14 protein-coding genes are annotated in these 16,112 nt (G+C 66.8%); 11 read left to right on the forward strand and 3 right to left on the reverse strand.

The window, feature by feature from the left end; translation table 11 throughout:
* Positions 1–63 precede the first annotated feature (63 nt).
* On the forward strand, positions 64–1,218 hold the full coding sequence (locus tag K2O50_RS11485; RefSeq protein ID WP_050705575.1) for a diguanylate cyclase: 1,155 nt from the start codon (positions 64–66) through the stop codon (positions 1,216–1,218).
* A gap of 1 nt (position 1,219) precedes the next feature.
* On the opposite strand, the gene K2O50_RS11490 is transcribed toward K2O50_RS11485, so the two are convergent.
* Entirely contained in the window at positions 1,220–1,543 is a 324-nt protein-coding gene (locus tag K2O50_RS11490) for a DUF2790 domain-containing protein (RefSeq protein ID WP_050705576.1), read from the reverse strand.
* A gap of 279 nt (positions 1,544–1,822) precedes the next feature.
* On the opposite strand from K2O50_RS11490, the gene K2O50_RS11495 reads away from it, so the two are divergent.
* From K2O50_RS11495 to K2O50_RS11530, 8 genes are all read left to right on the forward strand, one after another.
* Positions 1,823–3,166, forward strand: coding sequence for an OprD family porin (locus tag K2O50_RS11495; RefSeq protein WP_050705577.1), 1,344 nt, complete (start codon positions 1,823–1,825; stop codon positions 3,164–3,166).
* 362 nt (positions 3,167–3,528) lie between these two features.
* Positions 3,529–6,360: a xanthine dehydrogenase family protein molybdopterin-binding subunit gene (locus K2O50_RS11500; RefSeq protein WP_050705578.1), complete on the forward strand. Its 2,832-nt coding sequence runs from the start codon at positions 3,529–3,531 to the stop codon at positions 6,358–6,360.
* A complete protein-coding gene (locus K2O50_RS11505; protein WP_050705579.1) occupies positions 6,353–6,892 on the forward strand; it encodes a (2Fe-2S)-binding protein in 540 nt (179 codons plus the stop codon). Before K2O50_RS11500 ends, K2O50_RS11505 begins: the two co-directional genes overlap by 8 nt.
* A 2-nt stretch (positions 6,893–6,894) precedes the next feature.
* The gene (locus K2O50_RS11510; protein ID WP_050705580.1) at positions 6,895–8,106 is read left to right on the forward strand and encodes a cytochrome c; all 1,212 of its coding nucleotides are present in this window, start codon (positions 6,895–6,897) and stop codon (positions 8,104–8,106) included.
* A gap of 3 nt (positions 8,107–8,109) precedes the next feature.
* On the forward strand, positions 8,110–9,081 hold the full coding sequence (locus tag K2O50_RS11515; protein ID WP_050705581.1) for an XdhC family protein: 972 nt from the start codon (positions 8,110–8,112) through the stop codon (positions 9,079–9,081).
* Positions 9,078–9,641, forward strand: a complete 564-nt coding sequence (locus tag K2O50_RS11520) for an NTP transferase domain-containing protein (RefSeq protein ID WP_050705582.1) — start codon at positions 9,078–9,080, stop codon at positions 9,639–9,641. The genes K2O50_RS11515 and K2O50_RS11520 overlap by 4 nt, the downstream gene beginning before the upstream one ends.
* 267 nt (positions 9,642–9,908) lie before the next feature.
* Entirely contained in the window at positions 9,909–10,763 is an 855-nt protein-coding gene (gene hchA, locus K2O50_RS11525) for a glyoxalase III HchA (protein ID WP_050705583.1), read from the forward strand.
* A 5-nt stretch (positions 10,764–10,768) separates the two neighbouring features.
* A complete protein-coding gene (locus K2O50_RS11530; protein ID WP_050705584.1) occupies positions 10,769–11,470 on the forward strand; it encodes a PA1136 family autoinducer-binding transcriptional regulator in 702 nt (233 codons plus the stop codon).
* Position 11,471: 1 nt separating this feature from the next.
* Here the strand turns inward: K2O50_RS11530 and K2O50_RS11535 are convergent, their stop codons facing one another.
* Positions 11,472–12,464: an NAD(P)H-quinone oxidoreductase gene (locus K2O50_RS11535; protein WP_050705585.1), complete on the reverse strand. Its 993-nt coding sequence runs from the start codon at positions 12,462–12,464 to the stop codon at positions 11,472–11,474.
* A 180-nt stretch (positions 12,465–12,644) separates the two neighbouring features.
* On the opposite strand from K2O50_RS11535, the gene K2O50_RS11540 reads away from it, so the two are divergent.
* Positions 12,645–13,508, forward strand: a complete 864-nt coding sequence (locus K2O50_RS11540) for a LysR family transcriptional regulator (protein WP_050705586.1) — start codon at positions 12,645–12,647, stop codon at positions 13,506–13,508.
* A gap of 24 nt (positions 13,509–13,532) precedes the next feature.
* Here the strand turns inward: K2O50_RS11540 and K2O50_RS11545 are convergent, their stop codons facing one another.
* Complete coding sequence (locus tag K2O50_RS11545) at positions 13,533–14,480, reverse strand: LysR substrate-binding domain-containing protein (protein WP_050705587.1); 948 nt, start codon at positions 14,478–14,480, stop codon at positions 13,533–13,535.
* 146 nt (positions 14,481–14,626) lie between these two features.
* Here K2O50_RS11545 and K2O50_RS11550 point away from each other — a divergent pair, with 146 nt between their 5' ends.
* Entirely contained in the window at positions 14,627–16,003 is a 1,377-nt protein-coding gene (locus tag K2O50_RS11550; protein ID WP_050705588.1) for an L-serine ammonia-lyase, read from the forward strand.
* The last annotated feature ends 109 nt before the right edge of the window (positions 16,004–16,112 follow it).

Raw genomic sequence — 16,112 nt, forward strand, 5'->3', positions numbered from 1 at the left:
GCAAACGCCGTCGAGCGCATACAATCAGCGCTCTGAACGGTAATACACAGGCCACCCCCACCCATGGCGTTCGACGCTTCCACCCTGCTGACCCTCTCCATTGCCCTGGCCGCGGTCGCCGCCTTGTACCTGGCCGCGGAATGGATCAGCGTGCGCGAGTCCTCCTTGCTGTGCTGGAGCGCCAGCTTCGCCACCATCAGCGTCGGCTCCTCGCTTGCCCTGCTGCGCGGCAGCGGTTATCTGTTCGTCGGCATCTGGTTTGCCAACGGCATGCTGGTCGCCGCTCACTGGCTGTTTTTGCTGGGGGGGTCGCGCTTCACCGAGACGCGGCTGTCACGGGCCTGCTACCTGGCGCCGCTGCTCTGGTCGGGCCTGTTGCTGCTGCCGCAATGGCCGCTGTGGTCGAAGACTTTCCTGGTGCTCAACTCGCTGCTGGTCGCCGGCTTCACCCTGTACGCCAGCGCGTTGCTGCGCCCGCACGGCAAGTCCCTGAGCGTGGGGGCGGTGCAGTTGCGCTACATCCTGCTGCTGCATGGCCTGTTCTACCTGGCCAAGACCTTGCCGGCGCTGCTGCCGGGGACGCTGATCGACCTCACGGCGTTCCGTGGGCAGATCATCCAGGCGTCGCTGGTGGAGGGCGCCATGGCGATCATGCTGATCGCCCTGTCGATGACCGGCACCGTGCGCTACCGCCGCGAGGAGCGCATCGAGCGTCTGGCCGCGCGCGATCCGTTGACCGCGCTGTACAACCGCCGGGCCCTGGAGGTGCGGGCGGCGAGCCTGCTGAAGGAGGTCTCGCCGCAGCGTCCGGGTGCTCTGTTGCTGATCGACATCGACCACTTCAAGCTGGTCAACGACCTGCACGGGCACGCCGCCGGTGACCGCCTGCTGGTGGCCTTGAGCGAAATGATCCGGGCATTGCTGCCGGAACGGGCGATCGCCGCGCGCCTGGGCGGTGACGAGTTCGTCATCCTGCTGGGTGATGCTTCGCGCCAGGCCATTGAACAGCTGGCCGATACCTTGCGCCGGCAGTTCCAGGCCACGGCCGAGCAATCGTTCCGCACCCCCGAGGCGGTGACCCTGAGCATTGGTGCCAATCTGTTCGATCGGCCACCGGCCAGCCTGGCGGCCCTGATCGAGCAGGGGGACGTGCTGCTGTACGCCTCCAAGCGCGGCGGGCGCAACAGCCTGCAGCTGGTGGACGGGCTGCGCGGCTGAGCTACTTGTTGTTGATGCATTGCGACTGCACCGAGTAGCGCACGGTGCGCAGGGTGCCCTGGCTGTCCTCGAAGGTCATCAGCCGGGGCACCACCTCGCAGGTGCGCGGGTCGCCCGACTGGCGCACGAGGCGGGCGACGTCGAGCTTCATGCCATAGCGATAGTCGACGATCTCCGGCATCGGCTTGGCGCGTTGCGCCGCGTAGGCCGCCACGGCCTGCTGATGGTCTTCGAGCAACTGCTCGTTGTCCAGCTTGGAAAAGCCCGTGGCCTGGGCCGAAAGGGAAAGCGCCAGCAGGGCGGCGATCAGGGTCGGTCGTAGCATGGTGCGTGTCTCCGAAAGGTTCGTTTCGCAGTCCACGCTAGCGACGGGCAGCCGACAGCGGCATGACGCCCGGGTTACAGATATGAAAGGTGGCCGTGGATGCCGATCCCGCGGCCGTGAATGACACGATTGTAATCCTCCCATCACCTTCCCGTTATCCGCCAGCGGCGAGCATCAGGCTCGGCCAACGGGGCTGGGTGCGCACGCATCTGGCCAGACCAGGGACGCTCCAGCGCCAAGGCCCGAGAACAAGAACAGCCGCAATCGAAGGAGCATCGGATGACAAGCAATCCAACACTTTCCCTGGCCGCCCTGCTGGCCCTGGCTGGCTTCGGCCCGGCGGCCTGGGCCGCGCAAGAGCAGCAGGAGGGGTTCATCGAGGGCAGCCGCCTGAGCGTGCTCAACCGCAATTACTACTTCAATCGAGACCATCGCGACGGTCGCGCGCCCACCTACAACCCCGGCAAGGCCAGCGACAACGGCTACTCCGAAGCCTGGGCCCACGCCATCATCACCCGCTTCGAATCCGGCTTCACCCAGGGCACGGTGGGTGTCGGCGTGGATGCCTTCGCCATGCTCGGGCTCAAGCTCGACACCGGTGGCGGGCGCAACGGCGGGCGCAGCTCGTTCGACGTGCTGCCGGTGGACCGTGACGGCCAGGCTCGCGACGAATACAGCAAGGTCGGCGGCGCGGCCAAGGTGCGCCTGTTCGACACCGTGCTGCGGGTGGGCGACGTGTTTCCGGTCAACCCGGTGGTCGCTGCCGGCGACTCGCGGCTGCTGCCGGAAAGCTTTCGCGGGGTGACCCTGGAGAACACCAGCCTGCAAGGCCTGACGCTGCAGGCCGGGCGCCTGCACGCCATGAGCCAGCCGGTGTCCAGCAACCTGCGCGAGAACTTCGTGACCTTCTACGGCGGCCCGGTGGACTCGCCGTGGATCGCCTATGGCGGTGGCGACTACGCGATCAATGAAAACGTCAGCGTGAGCCTGTTCGGCAGCCGCCTGAAGGATGTGTGGAACCAGTACTACGCCGGCACCAGCGTGACCTGGCCGTTGTCGGACGAACTGGCGCTGATCGGCGGCTTCAATTTCTACAACGCCAAGGACGAGGGGCGTCAGCGCCTGGGGCAGTTCGACAACGACATCTGGAGCGCCAAGCTCGGCGTGCGCTACGGCGCCCACACCCTCGCGCTGACCCACCAGCGCAACAACGGCGACGACGATTTCGACTACCTGCGCCAGTCCGACTCGATCTTCCTCGACAACTCCATCCAGTACAGCGACTTCAATTCGCCGAAGGAGCGCTCGTGGATGCTGCGCTACGACCTGAACATGGCCGCCTACGGCGTGCCGGGGCTTTCGTTCATGACCCGCTACGGCCGTGGCAGCGACGCCGACTACAGCCACGCCAACGCCTACTACATGCGCCGCGACGACAACGGCGACCCGCTCACCGACCAGAAGCGCTGGGAGCGCGACATCGAGGTCAAGTACGTGGTGCAGACCGGCGCGGCCAAGGACCTGTCGCTGCGCGTGCGCCAGGCCACCACCCGGGCCACGGCCTTTGAATCGGACCTGGACGAGGTGCGGGTGATTGTCGAGTACCCACTGTCGATCCTTTGAGCATTTCCCGGATTCACCTTGAGAAGCCCACGTGCTCCTTTGGTTACAGGTGAATGTCTTGACGCCTCTGATGAGGCGTCTTTTTTTGCCCCCGATTACGCCCCCCACCTGTAGGAGCGGGCTTGTCCCGCGATCACCAGCAACGCCTGTTCCCAGCAATAGCGATGCCTCGGTTGCCCTCCCCATGGGCCCTATCCAATCGAAGGCCCCACCCCGCGACAAGTTGTCTGCTTGACTTGCAGAGGCACCCTACGATCGTTAACTTGACTTCGTAGTCAGTTTTTGTGATCGTGCGCGCCCTCCCAGTTTCTCAAGCACCAGAAAAAGCATGGGCAGCCCAAGAGCTACCCAGAGGATCAACCATGTCCAACCGTGATATTTCCCGGCGCTCGTTCCTGCAAGGCGGGCTGATCGCCGGTGTCGGCGTGACCCTGGCGCCGCTCGGCAGCCAGGCCTTCGCCGCCCTGATGGAAAACAAGGTCACCACCTCGCCGCAGAAGTGGATGAACCACGACGGCAAGGCGCGCTTCCGTAACGACGCGCTGTCCAAGGTCTGTGGCAACAAGGTGTTCGCCCGCGACATCCGCGCCAAGGACATGCCCGGCTGGCCGCAGCAGCAGGGCCACGCCATGCTGCTCAAGGCCACCAAGGCCGACCGCCTCTACGCAGGCTACGACCTGTCCCTGCTGGGCGCCGAGCTGCAGCCGGACCGCATCGTCACCGCCGACGACCTGAAGAAGGACGGCATCGCCTGGCCCGAAGCCCATTCGCCGGACCCGCTGCTGCCCCCGGGCCAGGTGCCGATGTTCATCGGCCACCCGGTGGCGATCCTGATCTGGAACGACTTCGAGCGCTTCCGCAAGGCCAAGCTCAAGCTGCAGTTCAACGACCAGGCGATCCGCTACGGCGCCCAGGCGCCGCTGTACCAGCGCGACCCCTACGGCAGCTTCCGTTTCGTGCGCGTGGGCGGCAAGACGCCGTTCGACGAGGACGAATACTCGAGCCTGAAGAACACCATGCTGTTCCCCACCATCCTGGCGCGCAAGCCGGTATGGACTGCCGAGCCCAAGCAGCACGGCACCCTCACCGAGCAGGGGATGTTCTACGCCCAGCGCATCGACGAGCAGCTCAAGCAGCCGCCGGAAGACTGGCTGCTGTTCGACGAGCGCTACAAGACCCCGTCGATCGAGCCCGCGGCCCTCGAGCCGGACAACGGCAACGGCTGGTTCGACCCGGCCACCGGCACCCTGCATTTCGTCGTGGCCACCCAGTGCCCGTTCGAAGTGGCGCAGGAATGCGTGCACATGATCAAGCCGTCGCGCTTCGGCCTGAAACATCTGAACATGCATCCCGGCTACACCGTCGGCTACGGTTCCAAGGACAACAACATCTTCGTGTTCTACGCCGCCGTCGCCGCCCTGTACGGCGCGGGCGTGCCGATCCGCCTGGCCAACGACCGCTACGAGCAGTTCCAGAGCGGCATCAAGCGCCACCCGTTCGACATCCGCTACCAGCTGGCCGTCGACAAGAAGGACATGAGCTTCAAGATTTTCCGCGCCGACATGAGCGTCGACGGCGGCGGGCGCATCAACTACAGCCCGTCGGTGGCCGCCGTGGGCGCCACCGCAGCGCAGTCGATCTACTACATGCCGCAGAACGACCTGTCGGTGACCGCTTACCATTCCCGTGGCGTCGAGGCCGGCTCCATGCGCGGCTACGGCACCCTGCAGAGCATGGCCGCCACCGAGATGATGGTCGACGAGATCGCCGACCGCCTGGGCGTTGACGCCATCGAGCTGCGCCGCAAGAACGCGCTCAAGTCGGGCATGAAGAACACCCAGGGCGCAGTGCCCGCCGGTGCCTTGCGTCTGCACGAGATCCTCGACAAGGCCGCCGCGCACGACTGGTGGAAGAACCGCCACGCGCGCAAGCAGGCCGAGGACGCCAAGGACCACGACAACTGGTACGGCGTGGGCTTTGCCATCACCCAGAAAGACTTCGGCACAGGCTCCGAGGCGCCGATGGCGGCGGTCGAGTTCAGCGCTGACGGTCGTATCAGCCTGCGCCATATCGGCACTGAGCTGGGCACTGGCATGTCCACCTCCCAGGCCCTGGTGGTCAGCGACTTCCTCGGCCGTGTCGCCGATGAGGTGATGACCGCCCAGACCGAATGGCCGGAGCTGGCGCTGACCACCAGCGGCAACCCCTACCTGATCAGCCAGGCCGAGCAGGACGCCGCGCTGCGCAACCCGCGCTGGGTCGGCAAGCTGGCTTCGCCGTCGTCGGCGACCAACTCGGCGTTCTACTTCAGCCACGCCACCCGCGAAGCGGCGCGCGTGCTGTTCAACCATGGCCTGTGGCCGGCGGCCATGGCCCTGTGGAGCCAGGGCCCGTATGGCGGCCAGGCCAACCCGTTGGTGGTGCGCCGCGAGAACGCGGTGTGGGTCAACGGTGAGCTGACCGGCAACGGCCTGGCGCCGATCCCGTTCGCCACGCTGGCCAAGAAGGCCCACGAAATGGGCCTGGTCACCGGTGTCAGCGTGCACGGATTCAACCGCTGGAGCTGGGCCGAGGCCGACTTCGTCATTGACGGCGTGCGCGAGCGCCTGCCGCTCGATGCCGTGGCGGTGAAATACGGCGACGGCGCGGTGAACGCGAAGAAGGCGCAGATGAACAGCGCCGGCTTCCACCTGCTCGACCGGCAGAACGCCGAATACCCGGCCACCCAGTTGAACAACGCCATGGTCACCTACTACAGCCCGGTGGCGACCATCGTCGAGGTCAAGGTCAACAAGGGCAGCGGCGAGGTGACGGTGCTCAACCACCACAGCTGGGTCGAGTGCGGCCGGGTACTGGTGCCGGAGCTGGTCAAGGGCCAGCTCGAGGGCGGTATCGCCATGGGCATCGGCCATGCGCTGCTGGAGGAAATGCCGCTGTACGAGGGTGGCCCGGGTGAGGGCGACTGGAACTTCAACCGTTATCGCCTGCCGATGGCCAAACATGTGGCGGTGTGGAAGCAGACCTCGGAGATCCTGCCGCCGCTGTCGCCGACCGACCCGTCCAAGGGCATCGCCGAAGTGGTGATGATCCCGGTGGTCGGCGCCATCGGCAACGCCGTGGCCCATGCCATCGGCAAGCGCGTGCGCGACCTGCCCATCACCCCCGCCCGAGTCAAGGAGGCCCTCAATGGCTGACCGCAAGCTGCAACTGACCCTCAACGGTCAACCTGTCGTCACCGAAGTGGTCCCCGATGACCTGGCGATGATCGACTTCCTGCACGAATACCAGAACCTCACAGGCTCCCGCCTGGGCTGTGGCCAAGGTATCTGCCATGCCTGCGTGGTGATCGTCGACAACCCCGACGGCACCAGCGAGGAAGTGCGCACCTGCATCACCGGCGCGCATTACTTCGAGGGCAAGAAAGTCCGCACCATCGAAGACCACGCCAAGCTCGACGAAGCCGGCAATCCGGGCGAGTTGAACCCGATCCAGCAGAAGTTCGTCGACCGCTTCGCCTTCCAGTGCAGCTACTGCGCGCCGGGCTTCGTCAACGCCGCCACGGTGCTGGTGGAAAAGGCCCAGCGCAAGCCGCTGAAACAGAGCGAGCTGGAGGGCGCCATCGAGGCCAGCCTCGGCCACCATGTGTGCCGCTGCACCGGCTACGTGCGTTATTACGAGGCGACCCGCGAAGTGCTGGGTGACCTCGGCCTGGTCAAGGAGGGTTGAGCATGACGCGTGTTCTGAACAGCCTGGCCCTGGCCATCGGCGCACTGGTGACCTTCAACGCCCAGGCGGCGGACGAGGGCTTGATCAAGCGCGGCGAATACCTCGCCCGCGCCGCCGACTGCATGGCCTGCCACACCGCCGAAGGCGGCGCGCCCTATGCCGGCGGCCTGCCGATTCATTCGCCGTTCGGCACCATCTACGGCACCAACATCACCCCGGACAAGCAGTACGGTATCGGCAACTACAGCAGCGACGAGTTCTTCGCCGCCCTCACCGAGGGCAAGCGCAAGGACGGTGCCAACCTGTACCCGGCCATGCCGTACACCTCGTACCACCTGGTCAAGCGGGAGGATTCCGACGCGATCCATGCCTACCTGATGAGCGTGGCGCCGATCAACCGTCCGGCCCCGGAAACCAGCCTGAGCTTCCCGTTCAATGTGCGCACCGGCCTGATCGGCTGGAACCTGTTGTATGGCAAGAGCGTGCAGCTGGAGGAGGGCAAGGGCAACAGCGAGGCGTGGAAGCGTGGCCAGTACATGGTCGAGGTGCTCGGCCACTGCGGCGAGTGCCACACCCCGCGCAACCCGATTGGCGCGCTGCAGCAGGACAAGCGCCTGACCGGCGGCCTGCTGCTGGGCTACCTGGCGCCGAGCCTGCTGGCCCAGGACCTGGCCGACCGCGGCTGGAACCATGCGGATCTGGCGACCTTCCTCAAGCACGGTGTCAGCGCCCAGGGCAGCATGTTCAACGAGATGTACCCGGTGGTGCACCACAGCACCCAGCACCTTGAAGACAGCGACCTGGCGGCCATGGCCACCTACCTGCTCGGTGACCAGCCGCCGGCGGCCAAGGTGGTGCAGGCAGTCGCCCATGAAACCATGGGCGAGAGCGCCAAGCGCGGCCGCCAGCAGTACCTCAACGTCTGCGCCGGTTGTCACGGTGTCGAGGGCGAGGGCAAGCCGCACATCGCCGTGGCCATGCGCGGCAACACCGTGCTGCGCCAGGCCGACTCGCGCAACCTGGTCAAGGCCATCGTCGACGGCATCCGCGAGCAGCAGTTCACTGGCTTCGAGCGCATGCAGCCGATGCCGGGCTTCGCCGACAAGCTTGATGACGGGCAGCTGACCGACATGGTCAACTACCTGCGCGAAGCCTGGGGCGGCCTGCCGGGCGACCTGACCACCCAGCAGCTGGCCCAGCTGAAGGCGGACTGACCTGTGCAGCATCTCGACCTGCAGGTGGTACGCCAGGCGGCGCAGTGGTCGCGTGATGGCCTGCGCGTGTGGCTGTGCACGGTGCTCTGCACCTATGGCTCGGCGCCGCGCGCGCCGGGCTCGCTGCTGGCGGTCAACGAGCAGGGGCACTGGGTCGGCTCGCTGTCCGGCGGCTGCGTCGAGGAGGACTTCCTCGAACGCGTCGCCGCCGGCGAGTTCGCCGGCGGCGTCACCGTGGTGCGCTACGGCGACGGCAGCGACACCCGCGGCAACATCCGCCTGCCCTGCGGCGGCATCCTCGATGTGCTGGTGGAGAACCTGCCGGGCGACTGCGCGACCCAGGCGCACCTGAGTGAGCTGGAGGCGGCCTTGCTGGGCCGCCGTCGGCTTGTGCGCGAGGTCGACCTGCGTACGGGCGAACGCCGCGTGCAGGACGACCACAGCCAGGGACCACGGGTGGAGCAGGGCGAGCATCGCGTGCGCTTGCGCGTCGGCGCCGCCCAACGCCTGTTGCTGGCCGGCTACTCCAGTGTCGCGCACTTCTGCGCCGAGTTCGGCAAGGGCCTGGGCTTCGAGGTGGTGCTGTGCGACCCTCGTGACGAGGTGATGGACAACGTGGTGCTCGACGGGATAGAAATCCGTCGGGAACTGCCCTCGCTGTTCATCGCCAACGGTGGTTGCCACCGCGACACGGCGGTGGTGGCGCTCACCCACGACCCGAAGATCGACGACCTGGCCATGCTCGAAGCGGTACACACCGAAGCGTTCTACATTGGCGTGATGGGCTCGCGGGCCACCTCGGAAAAACGCCGTGAACGCCTGCGCCGTATCGGCGGGCTCGGCGATGCCGAGATGGCGCGCATCCATGCGCCCATCGGCCTCAACCTGGGCAGCAAGACGCCGGCGGAGATCGCCCTGGCGGTGCTTGCCGATATCTTGCGCACTCGTAGCGGCATCGCCCGCGAGGCCTTGTGAGCGTCGTCGCGCTGGTGTTGGCGGCCGGCCAGGGTTCGCGCTTTGGCGCGGACAAGCGTCGGGCCGTGCTGGGTGATGGTCGCAGTCTGTTGCAGCACAGCGTCGAGCGCGCCCTGGCGGCGTTCGACGAGGTGCGCGTAGTGCTGCGCGCTGGCGAGCGGGGCGAGGATCTGGGGTTACCGCCAGACTGTCGGGTTGTCCATAGTCTCGATGCCGGGCTGGGCATGGGCAATAGCCTGGCGGCGGGCGCCGCATCGCTGGGGGACAGCGAGGCACAGGCGGTCGCCATCCTGTTGGGAGACATGCCGTGGATCCTGCCCGCGACTTTCCAGCGTCTGATCGCAACTGCTGGCCCTTCGGTCATCGTGGTGCCGCGTCATCAGGCTCAGAATGGGCATCCGGTGCTGTTTGGGCGGGAGTTCTGGGCCGAGCTCGGCGGGTTATCCGGTGATGAAGGGGCGCGCGCCGTGTTGCGACGGCATGCCGATCGCGTTGTTGTTCTGGACCTGGACGATGGCGGGGTCGTGCGCGACGTCGATACGCCGTCTGCGCTCGACTAGACTGTCCCGGGCCATTTTGCGGTCGCTGTGTAGGAGCGGCCTTGTGCCGCGAAAGGGCTGCGGTAGCAGCCCCAGCGATATTGACGGTGACTCGGAAACTGGGGCCGCTGCGCGCCCCTTTCGCGGCACAAGGCCGCTCCTACACAGGGACCGCGCGGTCTGATGTACCGATGCCACAGGCAGCCATTGAGGGAAAACCCTCATTGCCGCTCATCCGGTGGCCTCCTAGCATGGATCCGGTAAACCCCCAGGCACAGGAGCACAGCCATGACCAGCAACAACGACGACAAACGCCCGACCCCCGATCCGGCCGAGGACAATGCCTTCTTCCCCTCGCCGTATTCCCTCAGCCAGTTCACCTCACCCAAGTCCGACCTCAGCGGCGCCGATTACCCCGACGCCTACAAGGGCGGACGCTGGAAAATCCTCCTGATCGGCGCCGACGAGCGCTACCTGCTCACCGACAACGGCACGCTGTTCTCCACCGGCAACCATCCCGTGGAAACTCTGCTGCCCATGTACCACCTGGACAAGGCGGGCTTCGCCTTCGACGTCGCGACCTTGTCGGGCAACCCGGTCAAGTTCGAATACTGGGCCATGCCGCGCGAGGACCAGCAGGTGCTCGGCCTGTTCGAGCGCTACAAGCCAGCGTTCAAGCAGCCGCGCAAGCTCGCCGAGGTGATCGACAGTGCCCTGGGGGACGACTCGGACTACATCGGCGTGTTCATTCCCGGTGGTCACGGCGCGTTGATCGGCCTGCCGGAAAGCGAAAAAGTTGCCCAGGTGCTGAAATGGGCGGCGGATCACGACAAGTTCGTCATCACCCTGTGCCACGGGCCGGCGGCGCTGCTGGCTGGCGGCAAACTGTTCGATGGCTACAAGATCTGCGCCTTCCCCGATGAGCTGGATGCCAAGACCCCGGACATCGGCTACATGCCCGGTCACCTGACCTGGAAGTTCGGTGAGCGCTTGCAGGCCCAGGGCGTCGAGATCGTCAACGACGGCATCTCCGGCGCCGTCCACCAGGACCGCCGGCTGCTCACCGGTGACAGCCCGTTGGCCGGCAACGCCTTGGGCAAGCTGGCTGCCGCGGCCTTGCTCAAGGCGGCCAACGGCGAGTGAGTGGCATGCCGTTCGACGAGGTGGTCCAGGCGGTCCGACAGATCGAGCAGGCGACCGCCCTGGCGACGATCCAGGCAGCCGTGCGCAACGTCGCCCGGCCGCTGGGTTATGACCGTTTCGTGCTGTTCAGCGCCAGCGCCGCGCGGGACGAAGTGGTCGAGCGCATCCACTGGGTGGAAGGGGACTGGTTCGGTGACGGCCAGGCGGTCGATGCCCAGACCTATGTGCGCCATTGCCCGGTGACTCGCCATCTGCTGGCCGCCCGTGAAGCGTTCTTCTGGAGCAAGCAGCCGAGTGACGAAGGTGAACGCTATCGGGTGGTGCGGTTGCCCAGCGGGCCGGGTATCCATGGCCTGCAGGTGCCGGTGTTCGGCCCGGCAGGCCTGGAGGGGGCGATGAGCCTGGGCGGGGGGCGCATCGACGCTTCGGTGCCGGCGCGCCTGGCCCTGAGCCTGCTGGCCAACGCGGCGTTCCTCGGCGCCCGGCGGCTGCTGGAGGCCCCGCCCGGCGAGGGTCAGCTGTCGGCTCGTGAGCGCCAGGTGCTGGCCTGGACCGCCGCCGGGCAGCGCCAGGCGGATATCGCCGCCACCCTGGGCCTGTCGGTGCGCACTGTGGAAAACCATCTTCGCGCCGCTCGCCGTCGCCTGGGGGTGAGCACCACCGCCCAGGCGATCAGGCTCGCCCTGGGCAGCGGCGCGCTGGACTGACTCAGCCGTTGTGCGCAACCTGCAACACCACGTTGCCGATATGCCGGCCAGACTCCATCAGGGCATGGGCCTGGCTGGCTGCCGCCAGTGGAAAGGTCGCGTGGATCAGCGGCTTGACCGCGCCGCTGCGCACATGGGGCCAGGCCTTCGCCTGCAGCTCCGCGAGAATCGCCGCCTTGTCGTCGGCGCTGCGCGCGCGCAGCGTCGAGCCGATATGGGTCAGGCGCTTGGTCAGCAGGGGGAACAGGTCGACCTCGGTGGCCGGGCCCTTGACCACGCCGATCTGCACGATGCGCCCATCCATGGCCGCGGCCTTGAAATTGCGGGCCACATAGTCGCCGGCGATGATGTCGACGATCACGTCCACGCCCTTGCCCTCGGTGTGCAAAATGACCTGTTCGACGAAGTCCTCGCGGGTGTAGTCGATGGCCACGTCGGCGCCCAGTTCGAGGCTGGCGGCCTGTTGCCCGACGCCGTTGACCGTGGTGAGGATCTTCGCCGCGCCCAGGGCCCGGGCCAGCTGCGTGGCGGTGGTGCCGATGCCGGACGCGCCGCCGTGGATCAGCACGCTTTCACCGGCCTTGAAGCCGCCGCGCTGGAACAGGTTGACCCAGACGGTCATGAAGGTTTCCGGCAAGGCCGCACCCTCGACCATCGACAGGTTTTCCGGCAGGTGCGCGGTGGTGCGTTCGTCGGCCACGGCGTACTCGGCATAGCCGCCGCCCTGGACCAGGGCGATCACCGCGTCGCCCACTGCAAAGTGGCGGACCTGCTCGCCGATGGCCACGACCATGCCGGCGATCTCCAGCCCCGGAATGTCCGGCGCGCCGGCGGGCGGGTCGTACAGGCCCTTGCGCTGCAGCAGGTCGGGGCCGTTGACGCCGGCGGCATGGACCTGGATCAGCACCTCCCGGGGGCCCGGTCGAGGCGTGGCATGGGTGGCGGCCTGCAGGACCTCGGGGCCCCCAGGTTGGGTAATATCGATGGCGGTCATGTGAGTGGGGATGTGACGCATGAAGACCTCTGTCATTCTGAGGAAAGGCCGCTTTGGCCCGGTGCGTCACAGGGTATGAAACCCACGCTGCGCGGTCGCGCGGCGATTTTGCGAAGCACCTTTGCAGATTTTCTTCAGGTGCCGCGATGCCTGCGGGCCGACAAGTAATGGAGTGAACCAATGAACTGGGATGACGCCCGCATGCTGCTGGCCTTGAGCCGCGAACTGACCCTGCGCCGCGCCGCCCGGGTACTGCGCGTCGACCAGGCCACCGTGGGTCGGCGGGTGGCGGCGCTGGAGGCGGACCTTGGCGCGACCCTGTTCCTGCGCACACCCGCCGGCTACCAGCTCACCGCCACCGGCGAAGTGGCCGTGGAAATGGCGCAGAAGATGGAGCAGGCCGCCATGGAACTGGCCCGCCGCACCCGGGGCAGCGATAACGAACAGGCCGGCGAGGTGCGTATCGCCACCACCGATTCCCTGGCGCTGGAGTTTGTCATCCCGGCGCTGCGCCGGTTGCACGACGACCACCCCGAGGTGCGCATCGTGCTCAGCGGCAGCTCGGAGATCGTCAACCTGTCGCAACGCGAAACCGACATCGCCATCCGCAACCAGCGCCCGGACAACCCCGACCTGGTGCTGCGCAAGCTGGCCAGCTGGCAGATGGGGCTGTTCGCCTCGGCGGACTATCTGGCGCGTCGCGGCATGCCGCAGGAGGGCAGTTTCGCCGGTCACGACCTGGTGGTGTACGAGCCGTACTGGCGTGATCGCGGGGTATCGACCCTGGTGGACGTGCCCATGGGCGAGGGCCGCGTGGTGATGGCGGCCAATGCCAGCATGATGCTGCGTCGGGGCATCGCCGAAGGGTTGGGCCTGGGCGAGATTCCCGTGGAGCTGGGGCAGCGCGACGGCCTGCTGCGGGTCTGGCCGCAGCGCGCGCGCAGCCAGCCCTACGAGGTATGGATGGTCACCCATCGTGACCTGCGCCACACGGCGCGGGTGCGGGCAGTGATCGAGCATCTGGTGCGGGCGTTTGCCGATTGAAGAGGCGGTTCTGTCCGGATGCTTTCAGCTGGCGGGCAGCTTCAGCGGATGCAAGGCGCGGAAACTCAGGGCCTCTTCAACCAGCCAGTCATGCACTGCACGCGCTCCCGGCTGGCTCAGCCCGCCCGGCGGATACAGCAGCACATAACGCTTGTGGTTGGCGATCGGCACCCCGAACGGCACGATCAGCGCGCCGCGTTCCAGCTCGTCGTTGAGCAGGGTGCGCCGGGCGATGGCCACGCCGACCCCGGCGATGGCGGCCTCGATGGTCAGGTGGTTGCGGTTGAAGGTATGCCCGCGGCGCACATCCAGCCCGCCGGCGCCGATACCGTCAAGGTAGAACTCCCATTCGGCGTATTCCGAGCTGCCGCGCCAGGCGGTGATGTCGTGCAGCAGCGGGTAGTGGGCCAGGTCCGCCGGGCCGTGCAGCGGCGGACGACCGCGCAGCAGGGCCGGCGAGCAGACCGGAAAGATCTGCTCGTCGAGCAGCGGGGTGGAGAGCATGCCCGGGTAGCTGCCGTCGTTGAGGTCGATGGCCAGGTCGAAGTCTTCCGGGTGCAACGCCTGGTTGCTGTCCTCGGCCACCAGGCGCAGCTCGATGTCCGGGTAGCGCTGCTGAAAGCGCGGCAGGCGCGGTGTCAGCCACTTGGCCAGGAACGAGGGGATCGAGCGCAGGCGCAGGGTGCCACGGATTTCGCCGGCATCCAGGCGCAGCAGCTCGGCCTCGATGCCGCCGTAGGCTTCGGCCACGGTCTGCGCCAGGCGCTGGCCTTCGGCGGACAGCTCGACGCCGCGGGCGCGGCGCAGGAACAGGCGAAAGCCCAGGCGCTCCTCGAGCTGACGCATCTGCTGGCTGACCGCGCCGGGGGTGATGTGCAGCTCCTCGGCGCAGCGGGTGAACGACAGGTGCCGCGCCGCACAGGAGAACACGTGCAGCCAGACGAACACCTGGCCGTTGAGTGGGCCTTTCATCGTTTAGTCCTGCTAAAGGCTTATGTAGGAAGTTTCGTTGGTCAAGCTGGCCTGAGAGGGGCAGTATCGCGCAACTTGGCAATACCGCTCAAATTTTCCAGAGAGCCGTGGCACATCGTAAAGGGTTGTCACGGTCAGGCATTAGCATGGCTATCAGTGTTTTCGACCTTTTCAAGATTGGCATCGGCCCGTCCAGCTCCCACACCGTCGGCCCCATGCGCGCCGCGGCGACCTTCGCTCAGGCCCTGCGTGAACGCGGCCTGCTGGCCCAGGTGCGGCGAGTCGAGGTGCGCCTGTATGGCTCGCTGTCGGCCACCGGTGTCGGTCACGCCACGGACCGCGCCTGCCTGTTGGGTCTGATGGGGCAGTGGCCTGACCGCATCGACCCGCACAGCATCGAGCCACGCATTGACCAGCTGATGCAGGAGCAGTGCCTGATGCTCGATGGCAGCCAGCCGATCGAGTTCCAGTACAGCCGTGACATGCGCCTGCTCGACGAGAGCCTGGCCTATCACCCCAATGCGATGACCCTGGAGAGCTTCGACGGGCAGGGCTGCCAGTTCAGCCAGACCTACTACTCCGTGGGCGGCGGTTTCATTGTCGAGCAAAGCGAGATCGACGCGCCGCAAGGCAGTGACAGCGAGGTCGCCTTGCCCTATGAGTTCTCCAGCGGCGCCGAGCTGTTGGCCTTGTGCAAGGCCCATAATCTGAGCGTCAGCCAGCTGATGCTGGCCAATGAGTGCGCCTGGCGCCCGGAAAGCGAGGTGCGCGAGGGCCTGCTGAAGATCTGGGCGGCGATGGGCGAGTGCGTCGACAACGGTCTGCGCAACGAAGGCATCCTGCCCGGCGGGCTCAAGGTCAAGCGCCGGGCGGCGCGCCTGCACCGCAGCCTGCAGGAGGTCGGCAAGCCCAACGTGATCGGTTCGACCCTCAGCGCCATGGAGTGGGTCAACCTGTTCGCCCTGGCGGTCAACGAAGAGAACGCCGCCGGTGGGCGCATGGTCACAGCGCCTACCAACGGCGCGGCCGGGATCATCCCGGCGGTGCTGCATTACTACATGAAGTTCAACCCCGGTGCCTGTGACGACGACGTGGTGGCGTTTCTCCTGGCCGCTGCAGCAGTGGGCATCCTGTGCAAGAAGAACGCCTCGATCTCCGGTGCCGAAGTGGGCTGCCAGGGCGAGGTGGGCTCGGCCTGCTCGATGGCCGCCGCGGGGCTTGCCGAAGTGCTTGGCGCCACGCCGCCGCAGCTGGAAAACGCTGCCGAGATTGCCCTTGAGCACAACCTCGGGCTGACCTGCGACCCGGTCGGCGGCCTGGTGCAGATCCCCTGCATCGAGCGCAACGCGATCGCCGCGGTGAAGGCCATCAACGCCGTGCAGATGGCCCTGCGCGGCGACGGCGAACACTTCATCTCCCTCGACCGGGTGATTCGCACCATGCGCGACACCGGCGCGGACATGCACGCCAACTACAAGGAAACCTCCCGCGGCGGCCTGGCTGTCGCGTTCGTCGAGTGCTGAAAATCCAGTCTTTGACTTCGTGAAAGCGGCGGTGCACCGCTCCCACGAAGTGCCCGACAAACCTGATTGAACCTGCAACACCCGCTGTACCTGCGACAAAAACAACTAC

Origin of the sequence: Pseudomonas sp. 2hn, assembly GCF_019646095.1 — a bacterium.
GTDB classification, from domain to species: domain Bacteria; phylum Pseudomonadota; class Gammaproteobacteria; order Pseudomonadales; family Pseudomonadaceae; genus Aquipseudomonas; species Aquipseudomonas peradeniyensis.

Excerpts from the sequence above, each read along its gene's own strand:
- K2O50_RS11485 (WP_050705575.1), top strand. The coding sequence starts at position 64 with ATGGCGTTCGACGCTTCCACCCTGCTGACCCTCTCCATTGCCCTGGCC.
- K2O50_RS11490 (WP_050705576.1), bottom strand. The coding sequence starts at position 1,543 with ATGCTACGACCGACCCTGATCGCCGCCCTGCTGGCGCTTTCCCTTTCG.
- K2O50_RS11495 (WP_050705577.1), top strand. The coding sequence starts at position 1,823 with ATGACAAGCAATCCAACACTTTCCCTGGCCGCCCTGCTGGCCCTGGCT.
- K2O50_RS11500 (WP_050705578.1), top strand. The coding sequence starts at position 3,529 with ATGTCCAACCGTGATATTTCCCGGCGCTCGTTCCTGCAAGGCGGGCTG.
- K2O50_RS11505 (WP_050705579.1), top strand. The coding sequence starts at position 6,353 with ATGGCTGACCGCAAGCTGCAACTGACCCTCAACGGTCAACCTGTCGTC.
- K2O50_RS11510 (WP_050705580.1), top strand. The coding sequence starts at position 6,895 with ATGACGCGTGTTCTGAACAGCCTGGCCCTGGCCATCGGCGCACTGGTG.
- hchA (WP_050705583.1), top strand. The coding sequence starts at position 9,909 with ATGACCAGCAACAACGACGACAAACGCCCGACCCCCGATCCGGCCGAG.
- K2O50_RS11530 (WP_050705584.1), top strand. The coding sequence starts at position 10,769 with ATGCCGTTCGACGAGGTGGTCCAGGCGGTCCGACAGATCGAGCAGGCG.
- K2O50_RS11535 (WP_050705585.1), bottom strand. The coding sequence starts at position 12,464 with ATGACCGCCATCGATATTACCCAACCTGGGGGCCCCGAGGTCCTGCAG.
- K2O50_RS11540 (WP_050705586.1), top strand. The coding sequence starts at position 12,645 with ATGAACTGGGATGACGCCCGCATGCTGCTGGCCTTGAGCCGCGAACTG.
- K2O50_RS11545 (WP_050705587.1), bottom strand. The coding sequence starts at position 14,480 with ATGAAAGGCCCACTCAACGGCCAGGTGTTCGTCTGGCTGCACGTGTTC.
- K2O50_RS11550 (WP_050705588.1), top strand. The coding sequence starts at position 14,627 with ATGGCTATCAGTGTTTTCGACCTTTTCAAGATTGGCATCGGCCCGTCC.